Source organism: Armatimonadota bacterium (assembly GCA_018268395.1).
Taxonomy (GTDB): Bacteria; Armatimonadota; Fimbriimonadia; order Fimbriimonadales; family Fimbriimonadaceae; genus JAEURO01.
Genome location: JAFDWQ010000001.1, coordinates 40,932 through 63,370, shown reverse-complemented (window position 1 = coordinate 63,370; position 22,439 = coordinate 40,932). Strand labels below are relative to the sequence as shown.

At 63.4% G+C, this 22,439-nt stretch carries 18 protein-coding genes; 8 read left to right on the top strand and 10 right to left on the bottom strand.

Going from position 1 to position 22,439, the window contains the following annotated elements; translation table 11 throughout:
• Positions 1–158 precede the first annotated feature (158 nt).
• The 3 genes from JST30_00265 to JST30_00255 all read right to left on the bottom strand — a co-directional run bounded on the left by JST30_00265 (position 159) and on the right by JST30_00255 (position 5,780).
• Positions 159–2,870: a winged helix-turn-helix domain-containing protein gene (locus JST30_00265; GenBank protein ID MBS1712746.1), complete on the bottom strand. Its 2,712-nt coding sequence runs from the start codon at positions 2,868–2,870 to the stop codon at positions 159–161.
• 69 nt (positions 2,871–2,939) lie between these two features.
• On the bottom strand, positions 2,940–4,166 hold the full coding sequence (locus JST30_00260) for an ABC transporter permease (protein ID MBS1712745.1): 1,227 nt from the start codon (positions 4,164–4,166) through the stop codon (positions 2,940–2,942).
• Entirely contained in the window at positions 4,167–5,780 is a 1,614-nt protein-coding gene (locus JST30_00255) for an efflux RND transporter periplasmic adaptor subunit (protein MBS1712744.1), read from the bottom strand.
• A 132-nt stretch (positions 5,781–5,912) separates the two neighbouring features.
• Between JST30_00255 and JST30_00250 the strand changes: the two genes are divergently transcribed.
• From JST30_00250 to tsaD, 3 genes are read left to right on the top strand one after another with little or no spacing between them, the layout of a single operon-like run.
• A complete protein-coding gene (locus tag JST30_00250; GenBank protein MBS1712743.1) occupies positions 5,913–6,614 on the top strand; it encodes an ABC transporter ATP-binding protein in 702 nt (233 codons plus the stop codon).
• Positions 6,611–7,063: a ribosomal protein S18-alanine N-acetyltransferase gene (gene rimI / locus JST30_00245; protein ID MBS1712742.1), complete on the top strand. Its 453-nt coding sequence runs from the start codon at positions 6,611–6,613 to the stop codon at positions 7,061–7,063. The genes JST30_00250 and rimI overlap by 4 nt, the downstream gene beginning before the upstream one ends.
• 2 nt (positions 7,064–7,065) lie before the next feature.
• Positions 7,066–8,064 carry a tRNA (adenosine(37)-N6)-threonylcarbamoyltransferase complex transferase subunit TsaD gene (gene tsaD, locus JST30_00240; GenBank protein MBS1712741.1) on the top strand — a complete coding sequence of 333 codons (999 nt, stop codon included), beginning with the start codon at positions 7,066–7,068 and terminating at the stop codon, positions 8,062–8,064.
• Here tsaD and JST30_00235 read toward each other — a convergent pair.
• Together JST30_00235 and lpdA are read right to left on the bottom strand one after the other, a co-directional pair.
• Complete coding sequence (locus tag JST30_00235) at positions 8,061–9,293, bottom strand: FAD-dependent oxidoreductase (protein ID MBS1712740.1); 1,233 nt, start codon at positions 9,291–9,293, stop codon at positions 8,061–8,063. The genes tsaD and JST30_00235 overlap by 4 nt on opposite strands.
• Positions 9,294–10,859 carry a dihydrolipoyl dehydrogenase gene (gene lpdA, locus JST30_00230; GenBank protein MBS1712739.1) on the bottom strand — a complete coding sequence of 522 codons (1,566 nt, stop codon included), beginning with the start codon at positions 10,857–10,859 and terminating at the stop codon, positions 9,294–9,296.
• A 179-nt stretch (positions 10,860–11,038) separates the two neighbouring features.
• On the opposite strand from lpdA, the gene JST30_00225 reads away from it, so the two are divergent.
• Entirely contained in the window at positions 11,039–12,439 is a 1,401-nt protein-coding gene (locus JST30_00225) for a hypothetical protein (GenBank protein ID MBS1712738.1), read from the top strand.
• A 22-nt stretch (positions 12,440–12,461) separates the two neighbouring features.
• On the opposite strand, the gene JST30_00220 is transcribed toward JST30_00225, so the two are convergent.
• Entirely contained in the window at positions 12,462–13,256 is a 795-nt protein-coding gene (locus JST30_00220) for an SDR family oxidoreductase (GenBank protein ID MBS1712737.1), read from the bottom strand.
• Positions 13,257–13,387: 131 nt separating this feature from the next.
• Between JST30_00220 and JST30_00215 the strand changes: the two genes are divergently transcribed.
• Both JST30_00215 and JST30_00210 read left to right on the top strand, forming a co-directional pair.
• Positions 13,388–13,888: a DUF421 domain-containing protein gene (locus JST30_00215; GenBank protein MBS1712736.1), complete on the top strand. Its 501-nt coding sequence runs from the start codon at positions 13,388–13,390 to the stop codon at positions 13,886–13,888.
• Positions 13,889–14,011: 123 nt separating this feature from the next.
• On the top strand, positions 14,012–15,205 hold the full coding sequence (locus tag JST30_00210) for a LamG domain-containing protein (protein MBS1712735.1): 1,194 nt from the start codon (positions 14,012–14,014) through the stop codon (positions 15,203–15,205).
• A gap of 97 nt (positions 15,206–15,302) precedes the next feature.
• Here JST30_00210 and JST30_00205 read toward each other — a convergent pair whose 3' ends face one another.
• On the bottom strand, positions 15,303–15,956 hold the full coding sequence (locus JST30_00205; protein ID MBS1712734.1) for a fibronectin type III domain-containing protein: 654 nt from the start codon (positions 15,954–15,956) through the stop codon (positions 15,303–15,305).
• Positions 15,957–16,360: 404 nt separating this feature from the next.
• Here JST30_00205 and JST30_00200 point away from each other — a divergent pair, with 404 nt between their 5' ends.
• Entirely contained in the window at positions 16,361–18,397 is a 2,037-nt protein-coding gene (locus JST30_00200; GenBank protein ID MBS1712733.1) for a hypothetical protein, read from the top strand.
• Between the two features lie 5 nt (positions 18,398–18,402).
• On the opposite strand, the gene JST30_00195 is transcribed toward JST30_00200, so the two are convergent.
• From JST30_00195 to JST30_00185, 3 genes are all read right to left on the bottom strand, one after another.
• Positions 18,403–18,933 (bottom strand): GNAT family N-acetyltransferase, encoded by a 531-nt coding sequence (locus tag JST30_00195; protein MBS1712732.1) that lies wholly within the window; start codon positions 18,931–18,933, stop codon positions 18,403–18,405.
• Positions 18,930–19,529, bottom strand: coding sequence for a CPBP family intramembrane metalloprotease (locus tag JST30_00190; GenBank protein MBS1712731.1), 600 nt, complete (start codon positions 19,527–19,529; stop codon positions 18,930–18,932). Before JST30_00190 ends, JST30_00195 begins: the two co-directional genes overlap by 4 nt.
• 131 nt (positions 19,530–19,660) lie before the next feature.
• The gene (locus JST30_00185; protein ID MBS1712730.1) at positions 19,661–20,446 is read right to left on the bottom strand and encodes an ABC-2 family transporter protein; all 786 of its coding nucleotides are present in this window, start codon (positions 20,444–20,446) and stop codon (positions 19,661–19,663) included.
• Positions 20,447–20,491: 45 nt separating this feature from the next.
• Between JST30_00185 and JST30_00180 the strand changes: the two genes are divergently transcribed.
• Complete coding sequence (locus JST30_00180) at positions 20,492–22,435, top strand: glycosyltransferase family 39 protein (protein MBS1712729.1); 1,944 nt, start codon at positions 20,492–20,494, stop codon at positions 22,433–22,435.
• Positions 22,436–22,439 lie beyond the last annotated feature (4 nt).

The following is a 22,439-nucleotide window of genomic DNA, read 5'->3' as shown; positions in this document are numbered from 1 at the left end:
TTTCTGCTCCCGAACCGGGCTTTCAGCCCGTGGCAAGGTGACTCCGAACACGGCGCCGCCGTCTTCGATCCGACATCCGGATTCGTCTTCGGCGTAGCCGATCGGGCCTTGCATGGAAGCGATGATAGGGAGGGACCGTAAGGAAAACGTAAGGAGCTCTATGACCGGTCCCGACGACTAGGGCCGGAGGGCCAGAATGACCGAGTTTCAGGTTCGTTCGCCGCAAGTTCGCCGCTCAAGATCCGGGCCAGGTAGTCCCCACATTCGTCCAACGTCAGCGCGCGGCCCGTCGCCTCAAGCCCAGCCATCTTGGTGGGTCCCAACGCGCTTCCGGCCGATTCCAGGAACCGGTCGAGCAAGGGCTGATCGTGGGGATCAAGGCGGGAGCGGTAGTGCGTCTCCCAAGCCTTCATCGAAGCCCCCATCACCGGAACGGCGTCTTCCCACCGTCCCTCCGTTCCGAGCGATTGGAACAAGTTCCAGAGCGGAATGTGCGCGGCACGGACGTCGCGGACCTCCCGGCTCGACTCGAAGGCCAAGTACAAGTAGACGCGGGCCAGGTCTTCTTGGCCCAGATGCCGCAGGACGACGCCGAACAAGTTCGCCGTACGGCCCATGAACCGCATGTTCCGAAGACCCTTGGCCACGTCGCGGCACGCGTAAAGTGCGGGCAGAGCCTCCGCGTATCGTTCCTTCATATAGAGGGCCCGACACCGGGTGTACGCCACAGCCGCGAGGTTCACGAGACTGCCTGCCGACCGGAAGTGACGGTCGGCTTCGTCCAGCGTCCGAGCGGCGATCTCGTCATCGCCCTTTTGGATCGCGCAGTTCGCCAGGACGTGGAGGGCCTGACCGAGCCCGACCGGATCGCCCGCTTCCTCGAACTTTGACTTCGCCATCATGGCCGTTTCTTCGACTCCGACCATGTTCTGTCGGAGCACCTTGAATTTGGCCTTGCGCAAGGCGGCTTCCGCGAGGATCCGGTCGTCGCCGAGCCGGGAGGCCTCGTCGACCAGGATGTCCCAGAGTGCCGCGACGTCCCCTTCGTTCCGGTCCGCGACGCCGTGCGTCGCACGCAGGATCCGGGCCGTGAGTCCTTCGTCTCCGTCCAGACAACCCAGGATCTGGCCGTCGGACCGATAGAGGCTCCAAAACCACTCCGTGTCTTCGACGATCGTCCGTGCCGAGACGGGGTCGCCTGCCGAGGCTGCTACTTGGGCCGCGTGCTGGACGTTCGGCCATTCGTCGGAGAGGAAGCCGATCCAACCTGTCTGGTCGACGATGTCGCGTGCCGGGACGGGCGCGACGCTTCGGGACATCGACGCCAATGTCGTGAAGTGTCGGACGAACCTGTCGTTCGTAGCACCGGTTTCCGTATCTTCCAAGAGCCGTTCCGCGTATTGGCGGACGCTGACGAGCATGTCGAACCGCGGAGGGTCGCTTTCGTACTCGGGGACGACGACGCTCACCTCGATCAGTTCGGACAGCGTCTCGAAATCGGCCGAACCTTCGCAGACCGGTTCCAAGAGCTCCCAGTCCCAACCGCCGCGGAACACGGAGAGCTGTCCCAGGAGCCGCCGCGCAGCGGGCGATAACAGGTCGCACGTCGTTTCGAAGACCTTTTCAAGGGAGTTGTGGCGCTCCTCCGGCCTTGTGGACCGGGCCCGAAGCGGCGAGGACGCGGTACCGAGCCGTTCCAGCATGCTCCGAACGCCGAGGTGCGACCAGGCCGCGCACAACTCGATCGCCAACGGGATTCCGTCCAACCTACGGCAGACCTCGCTGACGGTCTCGGCGTTCCTCGGCGTGACTTGAAAGTCGGGTCGGCTGTTCCTGGCCCGGTCGACGAACAACCGGACGCTCGGGTTGGTGGCGAACGCGCCCGTGTCGTCCGACGGTCCCGGTAGGGGAAGGGGCCCGAGCCGGACTTCGGATTCGCCGCGGCCTTTGAGGGCGACCCGGGACGAGACCAGAAGGCGTAACCCGGGCGTTTGCTCTAGGAGCCGGTTCAGAGCGTCTGCCGTCGACGTCGAAGCCGCCCCTTCCATATTGTCGAGCACTACCAGCGTCGGGCGGTCGCCGACAAAGGCCGCGACCGCAGCGACGTCGGCTTGGGGGTTGTCGCCGCCAAGGGTCCGGACGATGCCGGACAAGACTTGCCCAGGTTCCACGGCATCGGCCAACGGGACGAACACGGCGTCGCCTTCCGACCACTGTCGCGCCGCCTGGAGCGTCAAGCGGGTTTTGCCGATCCCGCCGAAACCGGTGACCGTGACCCAACGGCCCCTGTCGAGCCCGTCCAGGACTTGCCTTGTTTCGTCTTCCCGGCCGACGAACGTGGTCACTTCGGCTGGAAGTTCGCGACGCCACTTCGCCACGGGCCGTGGTTCGGACAAAGGTTCAGGTCGGGGGCCGTCTTCGAGGTCGAGTGCGAGCGAGGTGAGCTCGAACCGAGCGTCTTCGAGCCATTCGTCGTAGTAGCCAGGCATCAGCTCGCCTCGATACATCGCCCTCGCCGTGGCCGTGTCGCCCCTCACGAGTGCTTCCTTGAACTCCGCCACGTCGCACTCGAAGGAGCCGGCCCTGAGCCCGATGTGCGACCGGTCGGCGTCGATCACGACTCCAGGGCCGAGCCAAGGCGGTTCGAGTTGTCGGCGCAACGACGACAGGGCTTGCTTCAAACGGTTCCGGCCGGCGTCGAGGTCCGCTTCGGGCCAGATCCGGTCGACCAGGACTTCACGCGGGTGTCGCGTCTGCGGGTGCAACGTCAGGTAAGCCAGTAGCGCGACCGCCCGCTTCGACTCGAAACGCACGATCGTCTGACCGTAACCGACCACCCTCGGCTCTCCCAGCAGCTCGATCCGCCACATCCCCGCTTATCGCGCGATTGTGGCACGGGATACGGTTCCCCACGCGAGAATCCGATCTCAAGCCCTCGGTCATTCCGTCCGGAGCGCCTCGATCGGGCTGAGACGTGCCGCCCTGGCTGCCGGATAGATCCCGAACACCACGCCGATCAAGGCCGAATACAAGGCGGTGACGACGCCGACGACCGGGTTGAAGGGCATGGAAATCCCGTTCGGGGGCGGGGTCTTCGAAATCGCCGTAAGCACGGTAACGGCCTGCCCAATGGCAAAGGCGAAGAACATGCCGATGAGCCCGCCCACCAGGGACAAGAGCGCGGATTCGACCAGGAACTGGGCCAGGATCGCGCTGCGCCGGGCGCCGACTGCCTTACGGAGACCGATCTCGCGCGTCCGCTCCGTGACGCTCACGAGCATGATGTTCATGATGCCGATGCCGCCCACCAGAAGGGACAGAGCGGCGATTCCGGCAAGGACGACACCGATGACTTGTACGATCGTGCCCAAGACCTTGAGCATGCTTTCCCGCGAGTCGACCCGGTAGAGCGGCCGCCCCCCTGACTTGCGCATGAGGACCTCCCAGACGTCGTCCATGGCCGTGTTGACCGCGACGCCGTCCTTGGGCTTGCAGGTGATGTAACTCACCATTTCTCCCCCGATCCACTTCTTCTGGGCGGTCGTGATCGGGATCCAGACGTCTTTGCCGTTGGTCTGTCCCATGATGTCGATCCGCTCCATGACGCCGACGACTTGAAGGGTCATCCCCTTCATGGTCAGGGTCTGACCGAGGGGGTCGTCCTTTCCATAAAGCGTTTCGGCGGTCTCGTCGCCGATGACGCACACGTTGGCGAGGTACTTGAGGTCGTTCTCGGAGAGGTGGCGGCCCTTGGCGATGCCGACCTTACTGAGTTGGGCCTGGTTCTGGTCCGTACAAATGACGCGAGGGCTCTTCAACGTCCGGTCGCCGTGCCGGATCTCGTCGGCGGGCCCTTGAAGGATGCCGGAGACAAGTCCGATCGTGGTCGTCCGGTTCTGGATGTAATCGATGTCGTCGTTGGTGAGCTTGTCGATCCGCCCGAAGCCCTGACCCCGCATCTTGCCAGGATCGAAGAACACGATGATCGTGTCCGTACCCAGTTCCTCGATCTGACCGAGCAGGAACTTCTTGAACCCGTCGGAGATCTCGACGATCAGCATGACGCTGGCGACGCCGATGATGACGCCGAGCATGGTCAAGAACGCCCTCAGCTTGTGCAGCCGGAGCATGTCGACGGCGACCCGGAACGACTCGAAGAAGCCCATTTACTCTCCGTCAGAAGGGCCGCTCATCATGCCCTGTCGTTTCGGGATCTTGTAATCGGGTTTGACGACTTCTTGTCCTTCCGTCGCGCCCGAGACGATCTCCGCGCTGGTCGCCGACTTGGCGCCGAGCTTCACGTCCTGACGGGTGCCTTTCGCTTTAGGATCCTTCTTGTTCGCCGGGGCGAGCATGATGAAATCGCCCTTATCGTCCGAGCCCGTATAGTCCAAGGGCAGGAAGAGGACGTTATTCCGGTCGAGCACTTTCATCGTGCACCGGGCCGACATTCCGGATTTGAGCCGCTCGTCGCGCTCTTCGACGGTCACTTCGACTTCGTATTTGACGACGGTGTCGCCCGTCGCCGTCGTCGTGCCCGTCGCAGCGGCATTGGAGGCCGGTGCGATTTTTGTCACCTTGCCTGTGAACTTGGAATCGGTGAACGCGTCCACCTTGACGTCGACAGGCGTGCCGATGTTGAGTTTGGCCGTGTCGATCTCGTTCACGTTGAGCTTGCAGAGCATCTTGGAACGGTCTTCGAGCACGACCACCGTGGTGCCCGCGCTGAAGCTGTTCAGACTCGAGACGAGCTCTCCTTCCTGGACCATCTTCTTCGTCACGACACCGTCGATCGGCGCGATGATGCGCGTTTCGCGCAACTGCCTTTGACCGTCGCTCAAGACGCTCCGGAGTTGGTTGATCTGCCAGTGCTGCTGGCTTCGCGAGGCTCGAAGGGCGGCGATGTCCCGCCAGGCGTTCTCGGCGTCACTGACTTCGCGCACCGCACGAAGGTACTGCTCGCGCTTGACCGTGTCTTGGATCGTATTGGCCTGGGAACGGTCCAGGTCGGCCTTGGCCTGATTCACCCTCTCGTTGGCCTGTTCCCGGTCCAGCCTTTGGCTTTCGGCCAAACGCTGTAGGTTTTCCTCGGCCGTCCGGACCTTGCTGCGGGCCAGGTCGAGGTTGAGCTTGGCCGTTTCGACGTCGCGTTGGGCGACATAGCCTTTATCGAGCAAGGACTCCTGGCGACGGACTTCGTTTTGCGCCGTCGCCTCACTGTTCTTGGCATCGTTCAAGGTGGTTTCAGCGGCCGTCCTGGCGTTCGGCTGGGTGACGCCGACGAGTTGGTCGTACGTCTGCTTTGCGGCGGCATAGGCCGAACTGGAGGCTGTGACGGCCGTCCGCGTCAAGGTCGGTTGGGCGCCCAACTCCAACTTGATCTGCCGAAGGTTGGACCTGGCCTTGTCGAGGGCGTTCCGCACAGCGACGGCACGCTGCGCGATCTCGATGTCCTGTCGGTGGGCGCCGGACTCTGCGGCACGCACTTGGGCCGAGTTCTGGTCGACCTGGAGTTGGGTCTCCTGTGGGTCGATCTCAGCGATGAGTTGACCGGCCCGGACCCGGTCGCCTTCTTCGACGAAGATCTTTTTGACCCTTCCCGACACCCGGCTCTTGACCTGGACGGACTTGACCGCGTAAAGCGAACCCGTTTCGACGACCTGGACGGTCACGTCGCCCTTTTCGACCTTCTGCGGCTTGCTTGTCGGCTTCGGTGCGCCCCCGAGACCGGAGCAGCCTCCAAGGGCCAAAGCCAGGAATACGGTGAAGACAACAGACAATCGGTTCAACGGTCCCTCACAAACGTGCCTACCGGGAGTCGGCGGCACCATAAGGTACCTACGAACCACACCCCGGGTTTCGGAGCTTAGGATCATTGGGACAGGGCGCTGCTAGGGCTAAAATGAGCCTTCATGCTTCAGATTTCCGGCCTTGACGTCTATTACGGCGCCATCCAAGCCCTTTGCGACGTCAGTCTGGACGTGAACCAAGGCGAGGTCGTCGCCATCATCGGTTCGAACGGGGCGGGCAAAAGCACTCTCTTGCGGACGATCTCGGGCCTGGTCCGACCCCGGACCGGATCGATCACGTTCGAAGGTCAGGAGATCGACAACGCCGCACCGGACAAGATCGTCCGGATGGGGATCAGCCAGTCGCCGGAAGGGCGCAAGATCTTCACCAACATGTCCGTCCAGGAGAACCTGCAGCTCGGGGCGTTCACACGGAAGGACAACGAAGTCCAGGCCGATATGGAAAAGGTCATGGACAAGTTCCCCCGCGTGCGGGAGCGTCTGAAGCAGAGTGCGGGCACGATGTCAGGCGGCGAACAACAGATGTTGGCGATCTGTCGGGCGATGATGTCCCGGCCCCGGCTCCTCCTCCTTGACGAACCGAGCATGGGGCTTGCACCGAACCTGGTCACCGAAATCTTCAAGACCATCGGCGAGCTGAACCGCGACGGAGTGACGATCCTTCTGGTCGAGCAGAACGCGCACCGGGCCCTCGAGATCGCGCACCGCGCCTATGTCTTGGAGACGGGCCATATCGTGCTCCAAGGAACGGGCCGCGACTTGTTGACCGATCCTAAGGTGAAAGAGGCGTACCTGGGAGGATGAGGGGCGTCAGGTTCGCCCCTCTCGAGGAGGCGCACCTTTCCGAGATCATGGAGATCGAACGGGCTTCGCACGGGGCCCCCTGGTCCGAACAGTCGTTCCGGAACGAACTCGGCCAGGTGCAAAGCGTGTTCCTCGTCGCAGTGCTCGAGGGGAAGGTCGCGGGTTACGCAGGTGCGTGGATCCTGGCCGACGAGGCCCACGTGACGACCATCGCGGTCCATCCGGACAAACGCCGTCAGGGGCTTGGACGTCACTTGATGGAGGAACTTCTGGACCGTTCTAAGGACGCGGGTGCCGTCTGCTCCACCCTCGAAGTCCGGGCAGGGAACACCGCCGCCCTACACCTCTATGAAGAGCTAGGCTACGTCCGCGCCGGCGTCCGCAAGCGGTACTACCCGGACAACCGCGAAGATGCGGTCGTCATGTGGCTGCACGACATGCCGGAGTGACGATGCCGGACTTGGACACCTTCCCCGAGCCGATACTGGCGATCGAAACGAGTTGCGACGAGACAGCGGCAGCGGTCGTCCAGGGGACGAGCGTGCTGAGCAACGTCGTCGCCAGCCAGATCGAGATGCACCAGAAATGGGGAGGTGTCGTGCCCGAAGCCGCAGCACGGGCCCATGTCGAAGCCGTCTTGCCCGTGGTGATCGATGCGTTGGCAGGACGTGTGGTCGGGGCCGTCGCCGTCACCAACCGGCCCGGTCTCGTAGGGGCCCTCAGCGTCGGCGTCTCGACCGCCAAGGCGCTCTCGATGGCATGGGGAGTCCCGATGATCGGTGTCCACCATTTGGAGGGCCACGTCCTGAGCGTGCTGGCCGATGGCGTCGGCGTACCGTTTCCTCACTTGTCCTTGATCGTTTCCGGCGGGCATACCGAGATCGTCCGAGTCGACGCGCCCGGTCGCTACAAGCTGTTAGGACAGACGATCGACGACGCGGCCGGAGAAGCGTTCGACAAAGGGGCCCGGCTGTTGGGTCTAGGGTATCCCGGTGGACGTGCCGTCCAAGATGCCGCCCGGAACGGTGACCCGAAGCGGTACCCGCTTCCTCGCGGACTCTCGAAAGACCCGCTCAATTTCAGTTTCAGCGGTCTGAAGACGGCCGTCCTCCGTTTGGTGGAGAAAGAGGGAGACCGGCTCCACGTCGCGGACGCCGCCGCCAGCCTCCAGGCCGCGATCGTGGACTCGCTCTCGAAAAAGGCCTTGGGCGCCATGGAAGAGACCGGAGCCAAGGCGTTGAGCCTGGTCGGTGGGGTCGCCGCGAACGTCGCCCTCCGTTCGAGGCTTTCGGAGCAGTGCGGGCGGCTCGGAGTTCCGTTCTTCGCGCCACGGATGGACCTGTGCACGGACAACGCCGCCATGATCGGGATCGCAGGCTCTGTGCGACTGATGCTGGACGGGCCGGACGACATCGACCTCGACTGCCTTCCGAACGCGCCGCTACCCTAGCCGTCGAAACGGTCGGGGGACAAGGCTGCCGGGCACGATCCCGGTGACGCGATCTCTCGGGCGACCATGTCTCCGGTCACGGGGCCCAGGCTCAAACCCATCATGCCGTGACCGGTCGCGAACACGACGTTTTGCGCCCGCTGCGACCGTCCGACGTACGGCAGTCCGTCAGGCGAACAGGGCCGGAGGCCCGTCCAGACGGGCACGTCCGCAAAGAGGTCTTCGGGGAAGTCGGGAAGATAGGCGGGGATGTTCTTGACCATGGCCTGCGCACGCACCGTGTCGGGTTCGAGCGACCACTCGCCCAGTTCCATCGTGCCACCGAACCGGATGCCGCCGCACATCGGAGTGACGGCGATCCGCGCCTCCTTCAACAAAAGCGGCATTTCGAGCGGCCGGGGCGGCGCCGAAAGGCCGACGTTGAGTCCCTTACCGGGCTGAAGCGGCATGTCGAGACCGATCGTCTTGGCCCAGACGCCGGACCACGTTCCGGCCGCGACGACCAGGGCGTCGTAGGCGAACGGTCCGTCCGGTGTCGATAACCCGCCTTCAGGCGAGACGCCGCCCGCCTTGACGTTCCAGAGAAACGTCACGCCGCGGTCTTCGAGCGTCTCTTGAAGACGACGGACCAAGACGTGAGGGGCCATGTGAGCGTCGTCGGCGAAATAGACCGCGCCCTTGGCTTCGACACGCGTCGTCCCGACCCTGGCCTGCACTTGATCGCGGTCGAGGACGTCTGCCTGGAGACCTAGTTCGCGGGCCCTGTGGGCGACTTCGACCTCTTCTTCAAGACCGTGTTCGGTCAGGCAGGTCATCAAGAGGCCTTTGCGTTCAAAGCCGAAGTCGTCACCGATCTCTTCGACGAGGGATTCGAACAAGCCGCGACTCTCCAAGTGGAGGTCTCTGAGCAGCGGCGCTCCTTGGGACACGTTGTCCTCGGTGCAGTGCCGGGTGAAGAGCCAGCACCACTTGGCGAGCCCGGCGTCCAGGGACGGCTTGATCCGGAACGGGCCGTCCCGGCGGGTCATCAGTTTCAGACCCGTCGCGACCATTCCCGGTGCCGCCAAGGGGACGAAGTGGGACGGCACGACGATGCCCCCGTTCCCGAGGGACGCGCGGTCACCGTCGAAAGGGCCGCGGTCGACGACCGTGACCTCGTGCCCGTCGCGGCGTAACGACCAAGCCGTGCACAGGCCGATCACGCCTGCCCCGACGACGACGACCTTCACTTACACCTTATGGATGGCGACGCCGTGAGTGTCCTCGTAGGCTTCAAGGAACGCTTCGGTCATCGTCGGGTGCGCATGGATCGTGTCGACCATGACGTCGACCGTCGCTTCCAACTTGATCGCGACGACGGCCTGGGCGATGAGGTCGGTCGCATGCGCGCCGATTACGTGGACGCCGAGCACTTCGCCGTACTTCTTCTCGCTGACGACCTTGACGAAACCCTCTTGTTCCAGCGTCGCCATGGCCTTGCCGAGCGGCCGGAACAGGAACTTGCCGACCATGACGTCGTGGCCTTGGCTCTTGGCCTCGCCTTCGGTCAGACCGACGCTTGCGACTTCGGGCACCGTGTAGATGCAGTTCGGCACGGCGCGGTAGTCGGCCTTGCGGTCCTCACCTTTGACGATGTTGTGCGCGGCGATCTGGCCTTCATAGCTCGCGACGTGAGCGAGTTGGATCCGGCCCGTCACGTCACCGATGGCATAAATGTTCGGCACGCTGGTCTTGAGGGTCTCGTCGGTCTCGATCCCGCTCCGGGTGAGTTTGACGCCGATGTCCTCGAGTCCCATCTGGTCCGTGAACGACCGGCGCCCCACCGCCACGAGCACCACGTCATACGTATCGTCCTTCGTTTCGCCCCCGCTCTTGACCGAAACTTTCCAACCGGCCTTGGTCTTTTCAAGCTTCTCGACGGCCGAACCCGTCATGATCTTGACGCCCTGTTTGCCGAGCTGCTTGCCCAGTTCGGTTCCGAGGTCTTCGTCCGCCATCGGAATGAGCCTTGGCAGCATTTCGACGATGGTGACGTCCGTCCCGAGTCCGTTGAACACGTAGCCGAACTCGACGCCGATGACACCGCCGCCGATGATCAGCATCTTCTTCGGGACAAAGGGGGCCGTGACCGCGTCGTCGCTCGTCCAGATCCCGTCTTCTCGGCCGCCCTGCAGGCCGGGGATCGGCGGGACGATGATCTTGCTTCCGCTCGCGATGATGAACGACTTCGCCGTCAGCGTGGACGTCTTGCCGTCCTTCTCGACTTCGATCGCGTTGGGGCTCTTGAACTTGACGAAGCCTTCGACATGGGTGACGCCGTTCTTCTTGAACAGGACGCCGACGCCGCCCCGGAGCGTCTGGACGATCTTGTTGCGCCGGGCCGAAAACTTCTCGAAGTCGAGCGAGACGTCTCCGTTGACGACGACGCCGAAGTCGGCCGCGTGCTTGACCGACTGCAACGCATGGACGCCCGCGATCATGGCCTTGCTCGGAATGCACCCCCAGTTCAAGCACGTCCCGCCCAAGAACTCCTTCTCGACGCAGACGACCTTGGCGCCCAGTTTGGCGGCGCGGATCGCGGCGACATAACCGCCGGGTCCGGCACCGACGACGACGACGTCCGCATCGAAGTTCTCTTGTGGCATGGCTTGGGTTTCTTCCTTGGTCTGCACGATCCCGCTGATCTCCTTAACGAGACGTTCAAGGCCTTTCGGCGGGGCGACGGCAGGCCCGGCCACGAAAGTCCCAGTGGCGTATCGGGCGGAGTCCGTCGCGGTCCTGGCGGGATCGCGCACGGCCCGGATTCTACCGAGGGTGTGGACGGCCGGATGGGAACTGGGGAGCAGGTCGGCCGGGTCACGTCCTGAGGGAGAGCCGCCATCTTTGGGGCCGACCGTCACGAGCTCGTGCGACTTGACGCCAAGGGTATGTGATATACGTGTAGGGTGGTCGCGGTGGCGGCTCGGAGAAGAGAATGGACAAGACCAACCTGAAGCCCATAGCGTTCGGCTTCCTCGGCGCCGCGTCGTTCTGGGCCATAGCCGGAGCGGGCCCGGCCTTCGCCCAGGTCCAAGCGTCGCTCCCCGCGTTCGTGAGGATCCAGACGACGACGCCGGGCACGGCCCAGACGGGGCATTCGCACATCACCGGAACGGCCATCGCCGGTCAGTTCAGAGGTGACGGGTCCGGAGTCTTCGGGGTCAATGCGGACCTCTTGGACGGCCTTGACGGCACCGCCTTTGCGTCGAAGGTGCACGTTCACGGCGGCTCGGACATCGCGTCAGGCACGGTCCCCGACGCCCGACTCAGCACCAACGTGGCGCGAAGAGACCTGGCGAACACGTTCAACGCCGGGCCTACGGTCTTCAGCAGCGGATTTGTCGGAGTCCAAAGATCGTCCCAGGTTTCAAGTGCAGAGATTTTCGGAATCGGTAACTCGTCGACAGGCTTTAACGGCATGTACGTCCGGACGGCGGCGACGGGCAAGCCTTTCTACGGTTACTCGCACAATGGCACCATCAGCGGTTACACGTACATGGACGGTGCGACAGGAGAATGGAGGCTCCATATCGGTTCGAACGACGCCGTGTCGGTGAATTCGGAGGGAAACGTCGCCATTATCGGAAGTCCGTCGACCTCCACGGCGCTCAAAATCTCAGAAATCGGCGATAACCCTGTCGGGATTGACACGACGTCTTACGGCGGTGGAGTGAACGCGCGATATGGGATCAAGTCGCGAGGCAGCTCGTCGTCCGGGATCCAGTCCTATGGCCTGCATGCGGAGGCAGACGGCACAGGCGTCAACCGGGCCATCGTAGGATATGTCGCGGGAGGCTCGCCTTCAGACTATGCCTTCTACGGGATCGGGAACCTCACAACGACGGGGACGAAGAGTTTTGAAATCGACCATCCGCTCGACCCCGCGAACAAGTTTCTCAGGCACTACTGCGCCGAGGGTTCCGAACCAAGGAACATCTACCAGGGCCGCGCGACCACCGACGCGAACGGATACGCCTGGGTCCGGCTTCCCGACTACTATGCCAGCATCAACCGGGATCCGGAATACAACTTGACGGTGATCGATTCCGGCGACGACTTCGTCTTGGCGAAAGTCTCACGGGAAGTCGTCGGCAATAGGTTCCAGATCCGGACGAGCAGGCCAAGGGTCGTGGTGTCGTGGGAGGTCAAGGCTGTCCGCAACGACCTTTGGATCCAGAAGCACGGGATACCCGTGGAGATCCAAAAGGACGTGCACGAGCGGGGCAAGTACGTTCGACCGGAACTCTATGGATTCGGGCCGGAAGCCAGTGTCATCAGTCGACAGACCGACGAAAAGCCTTCGTCCCAGCAATCCGGCAAGACCCCGCCTCGCTGAGCAGCCGTCTCGGAACGCCGGCTCACGCGTTGACGACGGTGCCACCGTTCGGATGCAGGGTCTGGCCCGTGATGTAGCTCGAGTCGTCGCTGGCGAGGAATACGAAGCACGGTGCGACTTCGGCAGGTTCGCCTGCCCTTCCCATCGGCACGTCGCTTCCGAACGTCGCCACCTCCTCCGGCGTGAACGTCGAGGGGATCAGGGGTGTCCAGATCGGACCAGGGGCGACGCTGTTGACCCGGATCTTCTTTCCAACGAGCGACTCGGAGAGTGACCGCGTGAACGCGGTCAAGGCGCCTTTCGTCGCGCTGTAATCGAGGAGGTGGCCAGACCCTTTGTAGTGCGTGACGCTGCTCGTATTGATGATGCTCGCCCCTTCGTGAAGGTGAGGCAAGGCTGCTTTCACAAGATAGAAGGCCGCGAACACGTTCGTGCGGAACGTGTGCTCGAGCTGGTCGCGGGTGATGTCGGCGATCGAGTCCTGAGGGTGCTGTTCGGCCGCGTTATTGACGATGACGTCGATCCGGCCCCATGATTCGATGACCCTGGCGACGACCTCGCGGCAGAACGATTCGATGCCGGCGTCACCTTGGAACAACAGGCACCGACGGCCCTGGGATTCGACTTTGGACTTCGTTTCTTCGGCGTCATCGCGCTCGTTGAGGAAGAGCACCGCGACGTCGGCCCCTTCGGCGGCGAAGTGGATCGCGACGCTTCGTCCGATGCCGCTGTCCCCTCCCGTCACGACCGCGACCTTACCGAGTAGCTTTCCTGCTGGGCGGTAGTCCGGCCAGATCTCGACGGGCCGAGGCTCCATGGCGTCTTGTCGACCCGGCGGTTCTTGCTGTTGCTCTGGTCGCAACCGTGCTTCAGCCACGGTTCCTCCTACGGTCCATGTCTCCAAAGGACTCCCGGAAGACCGTCCGCATTCCCGGCGTCTAGCGACTCATGGACGACTTCCAGACGTCTCTGTCCAAGCTGTTGTGGTCGCCTGGAGACGACCTGTCCCCAGGGCTCGTCTCGGTCCGGACGTTCATCGTGTTCGTAGCGGCCATCGCCTTCGTGCGACTTGCCAAGAAGCGGTTCATGGCGCAGGCGTCTGCCGTCGACGTCGTCATGGCCGTCGTGCTCGGGTCCCTTCTCAGCCGCGCGATCAACGGTGGGGCGAACCTGGTCTCGTGCCTCGAGGCGGCCGCCGTAATGGTGCTGGTCCAACGGACGATCGAAAGGCTGTCTTATCGGTCGCCGTGGTTCTGTAGCCTCGTCAAAGGGACGCGGCAAAGCCTGATCAAGGAAGGGGTCGTTCAGTTCGGGCCGATGGAACAACACGCCGTCACCAAAGAGGACTTGTTGGCCGACATGCGACTCGAAGCACAGACGGACGACGTCGAAGCGATCAAAGAGGCGGTGCTGGAACGCAACGGCCGGATCGGGTTCGTCCGAGAGTGAACCAATTCCCGAAAAGCCGGTCACACGACGGGGTACGGGCGGTCGGGAACGTCCTTTGACGGCGTAGAAAGAACCGGCCCTGAAGAGTGGACAAGCCTTCCTAGGGCAAAGGGAGAAGAGTGGATGAAAGTCGGAAAAGCCGTGGCGCTCGCGTCGGCCACGCTCTCTGCATGTTGCGCACAGGCCGCATTGGTCGGTCACTATACGTGCGACGGCGCCTCAGGCACGGTCGTCCAAGATTCCTCGGGCATCGGAAACGACGGGACGCTGGTCAACGCCAAACTTGGCACCTGGACGGCCGGGAGGTCCGGCACGGGCCTGTACTTTGACGGCACCGTCGGCATCGGTTGCACGCGCGTCGAAATCCCGGACAGTCCGAGTTTAAGGCTTGTGAACAGAATGACGTTCATGGCATGGGTGCGGTGTGACGACACGACACGGGACGCCCCCATCTTCGCAAAGGAAGGCCCGAACGGGCTTCTGTCGTACTGGTTCGGAGTCTTCGGTCTCTCGGGAAACGGGCACTGGGGCCCCCTGTTGGATGCAGACGGCTGGCAAGGTTGGGACTTCAACGGCCGCGACCAAGGCGCTTTCGTCCAGGGACGCTGGACCCACCTCGCTGCGACCTGGGACGGTCAGAACGTCGAGTACTACGTGAACGGCCAATGGACGGGCCACTCGAGCTGGTCGTCCGTGATCCATGAGTCCGGTGCAAGGCTCTTTATCGGCTCCAACTCGGAGTACACGTTCGAGGGCAATCCGACCTCGTTCCACGGTACGGTCGACGACGTCCGGATCTACGACCAAGCCCTGTCGCCCCAAGAAGTGGCGGCGGTCGTCGCGCAGGGCGAGATCCTCGCTCCCGAGACCGAGACGGTCCGGTTGGGGACGATCGGGTCTGGAGGCACGCTCTCGAGCTGGTACGCGAACGACGAGAACGCCCGGCGGATCTGCAAGTTCGTCTTGCCGAACATGAGCGCGCCGATCGTCAGGGTGGATCTTGGGTTCACCACGACCAAAGCCCATCCAGACAGCATCACGTTCGCCGTGAAGTCGCGGATGTCAGCGAGCGGCCCGTTCCGCATCCGTCAGTACGTTCAGAAGGTCGGTACGACCGGCGAGTTCGTTCTGGTCGCGGACAATCCCGTCGGCACCGGATATGCCGTCACGTTCGGAGTGCCGACCGGAACGCTGTCCGATTATGTCGGTGCGGACTTGAGGATGACCGGTCGCATCGAGGTCCAACGGGTGGGCCTCTCCTCGATCGCTCAACCGTGCACCGACTTCGAGTACGCACGAATGGACGTGACGGGCTGAACCGTCGGCGGCCGAGGTGCTGCCTCGGCCGCCGACTCAGGACGATTCCTTCGCGCGTGCGCGCCCATTGGGTTTTCGGCACTGGGAGAGGGGAGCTTTACGCCACCTGCGACCGGCCGCCCTCGACCAGGCTCAGGCCCTGACCGGGATCGTAGACCGAAGCGGTGCCGCTCGGGTTCGACTTCTTTTGGCCGCGCTTGGCATAGACCCGGTACCGGACGAACCGCCCGGGAACCTGGTCGGCGTGCTCGAACTTCGTGCGGGTGCTGGTGTCCACGATCGCCCACGTGTTCGTGCCGTCATAGCTGGCCTCGATCACATACATGGTGCCGCTCACGTTTCCGTTCCGTTTCCACTTCAGCGAGTTGACGCCGTTACTGCTGCCCGTCGCGCTCAGGTCTAGGGGTGTGAAGACGGGTATGGTGCCGCTGCCTCCGCCGGGGACGGTCAGGCCGAGCTCGCCGAGCAAGTCCGGGCTGATGCCGGGGATCGCATGGAACTGGGCGTTGTACTTGGCCACGACGGCCAGCGCCTCGCTCCGTTCTTGGTCGCAGAGCGCGGTCGCACCTTTGGCCGCGGCGTGGGCGGTCTCCTGGGCGTCGAAGCTGGCGGCGAACCGCGTGTTCGTCGTGGACAGCTCAAGGAGTTCGTCGGCGTCGAGCCGGAGGGCCGCCGCATGGGCCGCGGCCACGCTTTGGAAGTTGGCCATCCAGGCTTGGAACTGCGTCTTCGGCGCTCGGTAATAGACCATGGTATTGTTTTCGGCAGACCCAAGGGCACTCAGGAGGGCCGGAGCGGCAAAAACCCGTCTCTTGGCGGTTTCGGGCGGTTGTTTTGCGGGGAAAGGCGAAGCCCAGGAGGGAAAACTTCGTGCCGGAACGACGAAAACTCGTGCCGGAGGAAGCAAGACACGGGTCGGAAGAAGCAGGACACGGGTCGGAACGACGAAAACACGAGTCGGAACGACGAAAACTCGTGTCGGAGGAAGCCAAACACGGGTCGGACGAAGCAGGACACGACTCGGAACCGGCTTCCATGGTCATGCGGCGTCACGGTCGGCTTCTCGGACACTCGGGAGGAAGCGGTCGACGGTCCGGGCCGGACTTTGTTTCGGGCCGACCCTTAAATCCGGCGGAGTGTCTGTAGAATGAGACGATGACCGTCGGTTTCGCATGCGCCGTGGCTCTGACCGGAACCTTCACCTTCCGGTCGCCTGCAGCGGACGTGAGGTCGGTCGTCGAACGGATGTCCAAGGCCACCGGTCTGAAGCTGAGTGCGGACGACCGGTTGCGGGACGACTACGTCGCGGTCGGGTTCACCGATGCGGAGCCCGACGTCGCCTTGGCCCGATTGGCCGACACGTTGAACGCGACTTGGGTGGAGTCGAAGGACGGAAAGACCTTGACGCGGACCGCCGACCAGGAACGGGCGGAAGCCGAGCACGAGCGGAGGATGCTGCGCGAGAAGCTCGACCACTCTGTCGCGAAACTCCGAGTCCCGAAGTTCGACGACGTCGTGGCCCGCGATCTGGACGAGAGGGTCGAAAAGCAAAGGCAAGCGATCGAAAGGGATCCCGGAAGCGTGGACTGGAGGGAGTCCGAGAAACTGGCGAGACAGCTACCGATGGGTCGTTTCGAGTCCAAGGTCTTGGCCGCGGTCATGTCGGCCCCTTTGGAGCGGATCCCACTGGGAAAACGATGGGTCTTCAGTCTCAAGCCGACACCGGTGCAGCGAGAGCTCCCGCAGGGCTGCCGCGAGGCCTATCGACAGTTGCTGGCCGAAACCGAGGCTTTCAAACGAGTTCGCCGACGGACCGGAACCGACGAGACCGAGGCCAGGGTCCGCGACAGTGTCGACGGGTTGGGCGCGGCGGGCGAGCTGTCTTATTGGACGGTCTCCGTGCGTCGCGACGACGACTGGTTCGACATCGACCAGCAGTTCGCGTGCGAAGGAATGAGTTCGAGCGGCGGACTCTACGTTCCGATCGAGGGAAGAGACGAGAAGCCCGTGCGACTCGAAGTGACGGGAACGTTCGTCCCGTCGCGAACGTCCAGAGCCGTCATCGCAGCGGTCGGCTCATGGCCGGACCGGAGCGCGGCCGGTTCGGACAAGCAGAGCCAGAAGATCCTCGTCGACGCGTTGGCCGGGGCGGACGGGACGGACCCTCTTGCCTCGACGCCGTCGGAAATCGTCGGACAGACCGCCGCCGCCTTAGGCCTTGACTACGTCGCCGCGCTGCCGGACTACGCGGAGACCGTCACCTGGGCGCTGGCGCAGTCGCCCGAACGATCGCTGAGTGCGGTCTTCGGGGAACTGACGGACGATTCCGGTTGCGTTGTGGACACCTCCGGCGGCTATCTCCAGATGAAGCCTGGGTGGCCGACGGTCGTGCGGTACAAGCGGACCGATCGGAACGCCCTGAGGGAGTGGGTCCGCTCCATGAGCGTCGAGAACCTGACCTTGGACAACGCGTCCAGGGCCTTGACGACCGAACGGGACAGCCGCTCGTCCATGCTTTCGCAATGGGCGTTCCTGCCGTTCGGCGACCAACGCCGCCGGGCGCGCTGGAACGACTTCGAAGCCTTGCGCCTTTTCGGAACGTTGGACAGGACGACAAGGGAAAACGCCAAGAAGGCGGTGTCGACTTCGAACCTAGGCGCCATGCCGGAGCGGTTCAGACGGGAACTGGCCCGAGTGCTCTTTGACGAGGGAAAGGGCTTGGTCGTCGAGGTCCAAGGGTCCGGTCCGGGCGAGGAAGCGGAACCGACCACCTACCTGACCAACGGACTGCCTGAAGGTGCCCGTGTCCGGATCGGACACCAGACTCGGTCCCAGCTTTTCTCCCGCATGGTCGAGTCGGACGGTTCCAGCTTGCTCCAATCGTTAACGGACTTTATCGACGTGGCCGCCGTCGAAACTCAGGTCCGGACGGTCCGACCCGAAGACAGGCCGGACTTCCGCTACACCCCCGGAGACGTCGCCGAGATCAAGATCATCGTCGAGTTCGGTCAAGGACGGACAGCGACCTATCGGACCGAGCTGCTCCCCGACCCAGAGAAGCTGACGTACACCGGGTTCGAAGGGCTTCCGGCCGACACCAAGAAGGAATTCGAAAAGTACTGGAACAGCCTTCCCGAACACCGCAAAAAGATGAAACCGCCCAGGACGGGGGGACCGATCAAACCTCGATAAACTTGTCAGACAAGGCGACGTTCCATGAAGACGAGCCACTCCCGCACGTCGTCGGGCATCTCGTAATAGGGTCGACAGTGGACGAACCCGATCCGCGCATAGAGGCGCTCGGCTTCCTGTTGCCGGATGCTCGTGTCGAGCAACATGCGCTTGTAGCCCGTTTGCTTGGCGGTCTTCACGATGGCCTCGGCTAACGAAAGCCCGATCCCCTTGCCATGGTGAGCGGGGAGTACGAACATGCGTTTCATCTCGCAGTCGCCTTGACCCAGATCCCTGAGCGCGACGCATCCGACCGCAGTCCCTTCGGTCCGTGCGACGAGCATCGCACCTTGGGGCGGACCGTACTTCACGTGAAGGTTCGCCAGTTCGTCCTCGAACGCACCAGGTTGGAAGTAACGGTCGATCAGATCGATGTCGCCCGCATGCCGCTCCTTGTGCCACGTGTGGAACGCGCGCACGAGCTCCCGCGCCTCGTCGTAATCGCTTTGCGACACCGCTTCGCGGACGTCGACGGAGGCTCCGTTGCCGTGTTTCATCCGGTTTCACCCGCGTGGTCTTCGGGAGGACCCATATCGGTCGGTCCGTCTTCGAGCAACCTGTCCCTTCGGATCAAGGCGATGAACACGACGCCGGCAAGGAAATCGTAGGCGACATGGATCGCCATGGCCGTGTAGAGGCCGCCCGTCCAGAGGACGATCGCATGGTTGGCAAGCGCCAGGAAGAAGATGATCGCGACCGACCGCCAACCTTGGATGGCGTGGGCCACGGCAAAGACGGCCGAGCACAGCAGGGCGGACGGCCACCAACCTCCGCCGAAAACCCGCTCCCAGAGCTGGAACATGACCCCTCGGTAGACGATCTCTTCGCAAACACCCGCGATCACTGCGACCCAGATCCACCATGTGAGGTCGCGAGAGGTCTTTGGCAGCCTCCAAAGCGCGGAACGCTTTCCCTCACGTCCGCGCCACTCCCATCGTATAGGCAGCGTCCCCAGGGTCGGAACGATGAACGCCGCGGCCAAAGCAAGGTGCCACGCTTCGAACCGATAGGCAGGGAAGAGGTCCAGGCCCTCGCGCCAGGACGCCAGGAGCGCCGTGACCGTCATGAGCGCTTGTGACACGACGACGGACACGAGGAAAGCCCCCTCACTAGGCTTTTTCGCCGATCCGCCCACCTTCTGCGCGCTCCGGAGCGCGGCGTAGGGGAGCTACCCGGTCACCAGTAACAGGAACGCCCATCCGACGGGGCCGACCCGGTCCATAGCTAGCTGCTCGCGCTCGAATAGTGGCTCATGGCGTACCTCCAGTACAGGCGAGAGACGGCGAACATGCCGATCGCCCAAGCCCACCCGCCGAGCACCCACCTCCAGTCCGCCCCTCGGACGAGCTGGGACGCCGGCACGGTCGCGATGAAGGCCAAGGGGAAATAGAACGTGAGCATCGTGCGGACGTTCGGTTGGAAGATGTCGATCGGATACCGGGCCACTTGCTGGATCGTCTCGCCGAGGACCCAAAGGTTGTCGACCCGGACAAGCCAGATCCCCAGCGTCATCAAGATCGTCATGAAGCTGTTATAGAGCACGACGGCTGCGGCGAAGAGCAAGACGAAGCACAGCCATTGGACCGCGTCGGCGCGCTGACCTGACGTGACGACGCCGTAGACAAGCATCCCGACCCCTGCCGTCAGGGCCCCGATCTGGTCGAAATTGAACCGTCGCACGCTGACCCAGAACTGACTGTCGATGGGCTTCGTGACGACGAAGTCGAGCGTGCCCTTCCGGACCTGCTCAGGAATCTCCATGAGGCTGAAGAAGAGGGCGAAACTGACGCTTCCGAGCAAGAAGACGGTCGCGGCCAGCACGAACGCCTCGCCCCGGTTCCAGCCTGCGACCAGCGTCGTGTTCGAATAGATCACCGCCACGATCAAGATGAAGAAGACGATCCAGACGAGGTTCTGAAAGATCTTGGCGATAAAGTTGGCGCGGAACTCGAGTTCGCGTTGGAGCGAACTCGTGAAGAACAACCGGTACACGCGCCAATAGCGGGACACGAAGACGATTATGGCAACCGTTGCGGACCCGTATACTGCGCGGCGATGGGGCTGCTGTTCGCCTTGGTGCTGTCCGCTGCGATGGCTGCCGTCGGGACGTCGTTTCTCAGTAGGAAGGCACCCGGACTCGGCCCCTGGGAACGGACCGGCGTCGGCGGAGCCCTCGGGTTAGCCTTCCTTGGACTCCTTGTCTTCCTGGCGGGGCTCCTTCCGAACGGCGTGACCATCGCCCTCTGGCTCGGCCCGTTGATCTTGTTGGCCCTGGAGGCCAGGCACCTGCGAAAGGGGCTCGAAGGGCTACCTCGGGGTCTAGGGGGACGGAAAGTGCTGCTTTTGGCGCCTTTCCTGATCTTGATCCTCGCCGCCGTCCTCGCCCCGTCCGACATGCGGGACTGGGACAGCCTCGCCTACCACTTCGCCGTACCCAAGATCTGGCTCCAAGTCGGCCGGATCATTGCGGTACCGGGCATCCACCACTCCAACTTCCCGATGACGGCGGACATGCTGTACCTTTACGGTCTGACCGTCGGAGGAGAGACCGGCGCGAAGGCGTTCAACCTGTGCTGGTACCTGCTCGGATGCGCGGCCGTGTTCGGGATCGCACGACGGTGGTACGGCGATAGCCCGAACTTCGGCAAGGCCGGATGGTGGGCCCTCTTCGCGTTCGCCGGGTGCCCGGTCGTCTTGTGGGAAGCGGGCACGGGCTACATCGACATTCCTCACGGCCTGTTCGCAGGACTCGCCGTGCTTTATGCCGCCGACGCCCTGAGGTTTGCCGACCGAAAATTCTGGATCCTCTCCGGTCTCTGTCTGGGGTTCGCCATGGGCACCAAGCACACGGGCCTACAGACGCTGATCGCCGCCTTGGCCGTCGCTTGGACGGTGGCATTTCTCACGAGGAAGAAGCCGGATCCGGCGGACGGCCAAGGGTTCTGTCCGTGGCGCGGGACGGCGATCCTTGCAGGCATCGCCGTCTTGGTGGCCGCACCTTGGTACGCGAAAAGCATCGCGTTGACGGGCAGCCCCGTCTATCCGTTCTTCTACAAACAGCTCGGTGGCAGAGATTGGGACGAGTGGAGGACGAAGATCTATACGGAGGAGCAGAAATCGTTCGGAGTCGGCACGTCTCCGCAGGCCTTGGGGCACGCGGTCCTTGGGCTCGCCTACCAGCCCGGACGTTACGTCAACCCCGACCAGACGCACGGCGGAGGATTTCCGACAGGCTCGATCGGCTTCGTCGCGATCTTAGCGGGGCTCCTATGGGCGTCTTCTGGCCGTGCGGAAGGGCGGGAACGGGCCGTGCTCGCTGTCGTCGGCGTAGGATTCGTCTTCTGGTTCTTTCTCAGCCAACAAAGCCGGTACCTGACTTCTGTGGTCGTACCCCTCGGCGTTTTGGCGGGCGGAGCGGTGGCTAGGTTGACGCTGGGCCGCGTTTTGGCGGTAGGGGTCGTCCTTCAGGCCGCCTACTCCGCGGCCATGCTTTACATGACGCAGTCCGTCGACCAATTGAGGGTCGTCCTTGGACAGATCGACCGCGAGCAGTACCAGACACTGACCGTGCCGTTCTATGGTCCGTCCAAGACCATCAATGCGCTGCAGGGCGACGTCAAGATCGCCCTTTACGACGAAGTCTTCGGCTTCTATCTGGACAAACCGTATTTCTGGGCGAATCCCGGCCACTCCACGCTGATCCCGTATGAATCGCTCGCAGACGGTAACGCCCTTGCGGCCGAGATGCGCCGGCTCGGCTTTACTCACGCCTACGTCAACCTGGCGTTGGTCGATCCCGAATTCAGGGCCCGCTGGCAGGCCGCGATGGGCGACAGGCCGTACGCGGACGACGAGCGCGACGCGTTGCGCCAGGATCCGAACCTCTGGTGGCGCTACCTCTTCGCCGACGCCGTCCGGTCCGGATCGATCCGGCCCGTCGCGACCTTCCCGAAGGGGTCAGACCGGCCCCGGTCCGTGCTGTTTTCCGTCGAAAGGTAACCTT

What these genes read in the sequence shown, in the direction of transcription:
- JST30_00265 (MBS1712746.1), bottom strand. Translation starts at nt 2,870, where the DNA reads ATGTGGCGGATCGAGCTGCTGGGAGAGCCGAGGGTGGTCGGTTACGGT.
- JST30_00260 (MBS1712745.1), bottom strand. Translation starts at nt 4,166, where the DNA reads ATGGGCTTCTTCGAGTCGTTCCGGGTCGCCGTCGACATGCTCCGGCTG.
- JST30_00250 (MBS1712743.1), top strand. Translation starts at nt 5,913, where the DNA reads ATGCTTCAGATTTCCGGCCTTGACGTCTATTACGGCGCCATCCAAGCC.
- rimI (MBS1712742.1), top strand. Translation starts at nt 6,611, where the DNA reads ATGAGGGGCGTCAGGTTCGCCCCTCTCGAGGAGGCGCACCTTTCCGAG.
- tsaD (MBS1712741.1), top strand. Translation starts at nt 7,066, where the DNA reads ATGCCGGACTTGGACACCTTCCCCGAGCCGATACTGGCGATCGAAACG.
- JST30_00225 (MBS1712738.1), top strand. Translation starts at nt 11,039, where the DNA reads ATGGACAAGACCAACCTGAAGCCCATAGCGTTCGGCTTCCTCGGCGCC.
- JST30_00220 (MBS1712737.1), bottom strand. Translation starts at nt 13,256, where the DNA reads ATGGAGCCTCGGCCCGTCGAGATCTGGCCGGACTACCGCCCAGCAGGA.
- JST30_00215 (MBS1712736.1), top strand. Translation starts at nt 13,388, where the DNA reads ATGGACGACTTCCAGACGTCTCTGTCCAAGCTGTTGTGGTCGCCTGGA.
- JST30_00210 (MBS1712735.1), top strand. Translation starts at nt 14,012, where the DNA reads ATGAAAGTCGGAAAAGCCGTGGCGCTCGCGTCGGCCACGCTCTCTGCA.
- JST30_00205 (MBS1712734.1), bottom strand. Translation starts at nt 15,956, where the DNA reads ATGGTCTATTACCGAGCGCCGAAGACGCAGTTCCAAGCCTGGATGGCC.
- JST30_00200 (MBS1712733.1), top strand. Translation starts at nt 16,361, where the DNA reads ATGACCGTCGGTTTCGCATGCGCCGTGGCTCTGACCGGAACCTTCACC.
- JST30_00195 (MBS1712732.1), bottom strand. Translation starts at nt 18,933, where the DNA reads ATGAAACACGGCAACGGAGCCTCCGTCGACGTCCGCGAAGCGGTGTCG.
- JST30_00180 (MBS1712729.1), top strand. Translation starts at nt 20,492, where the DNA reads ATGGGGCTGCTGTTCGCCTTGGTGCTGTCCGCTGCGATGGCTGCCGTC.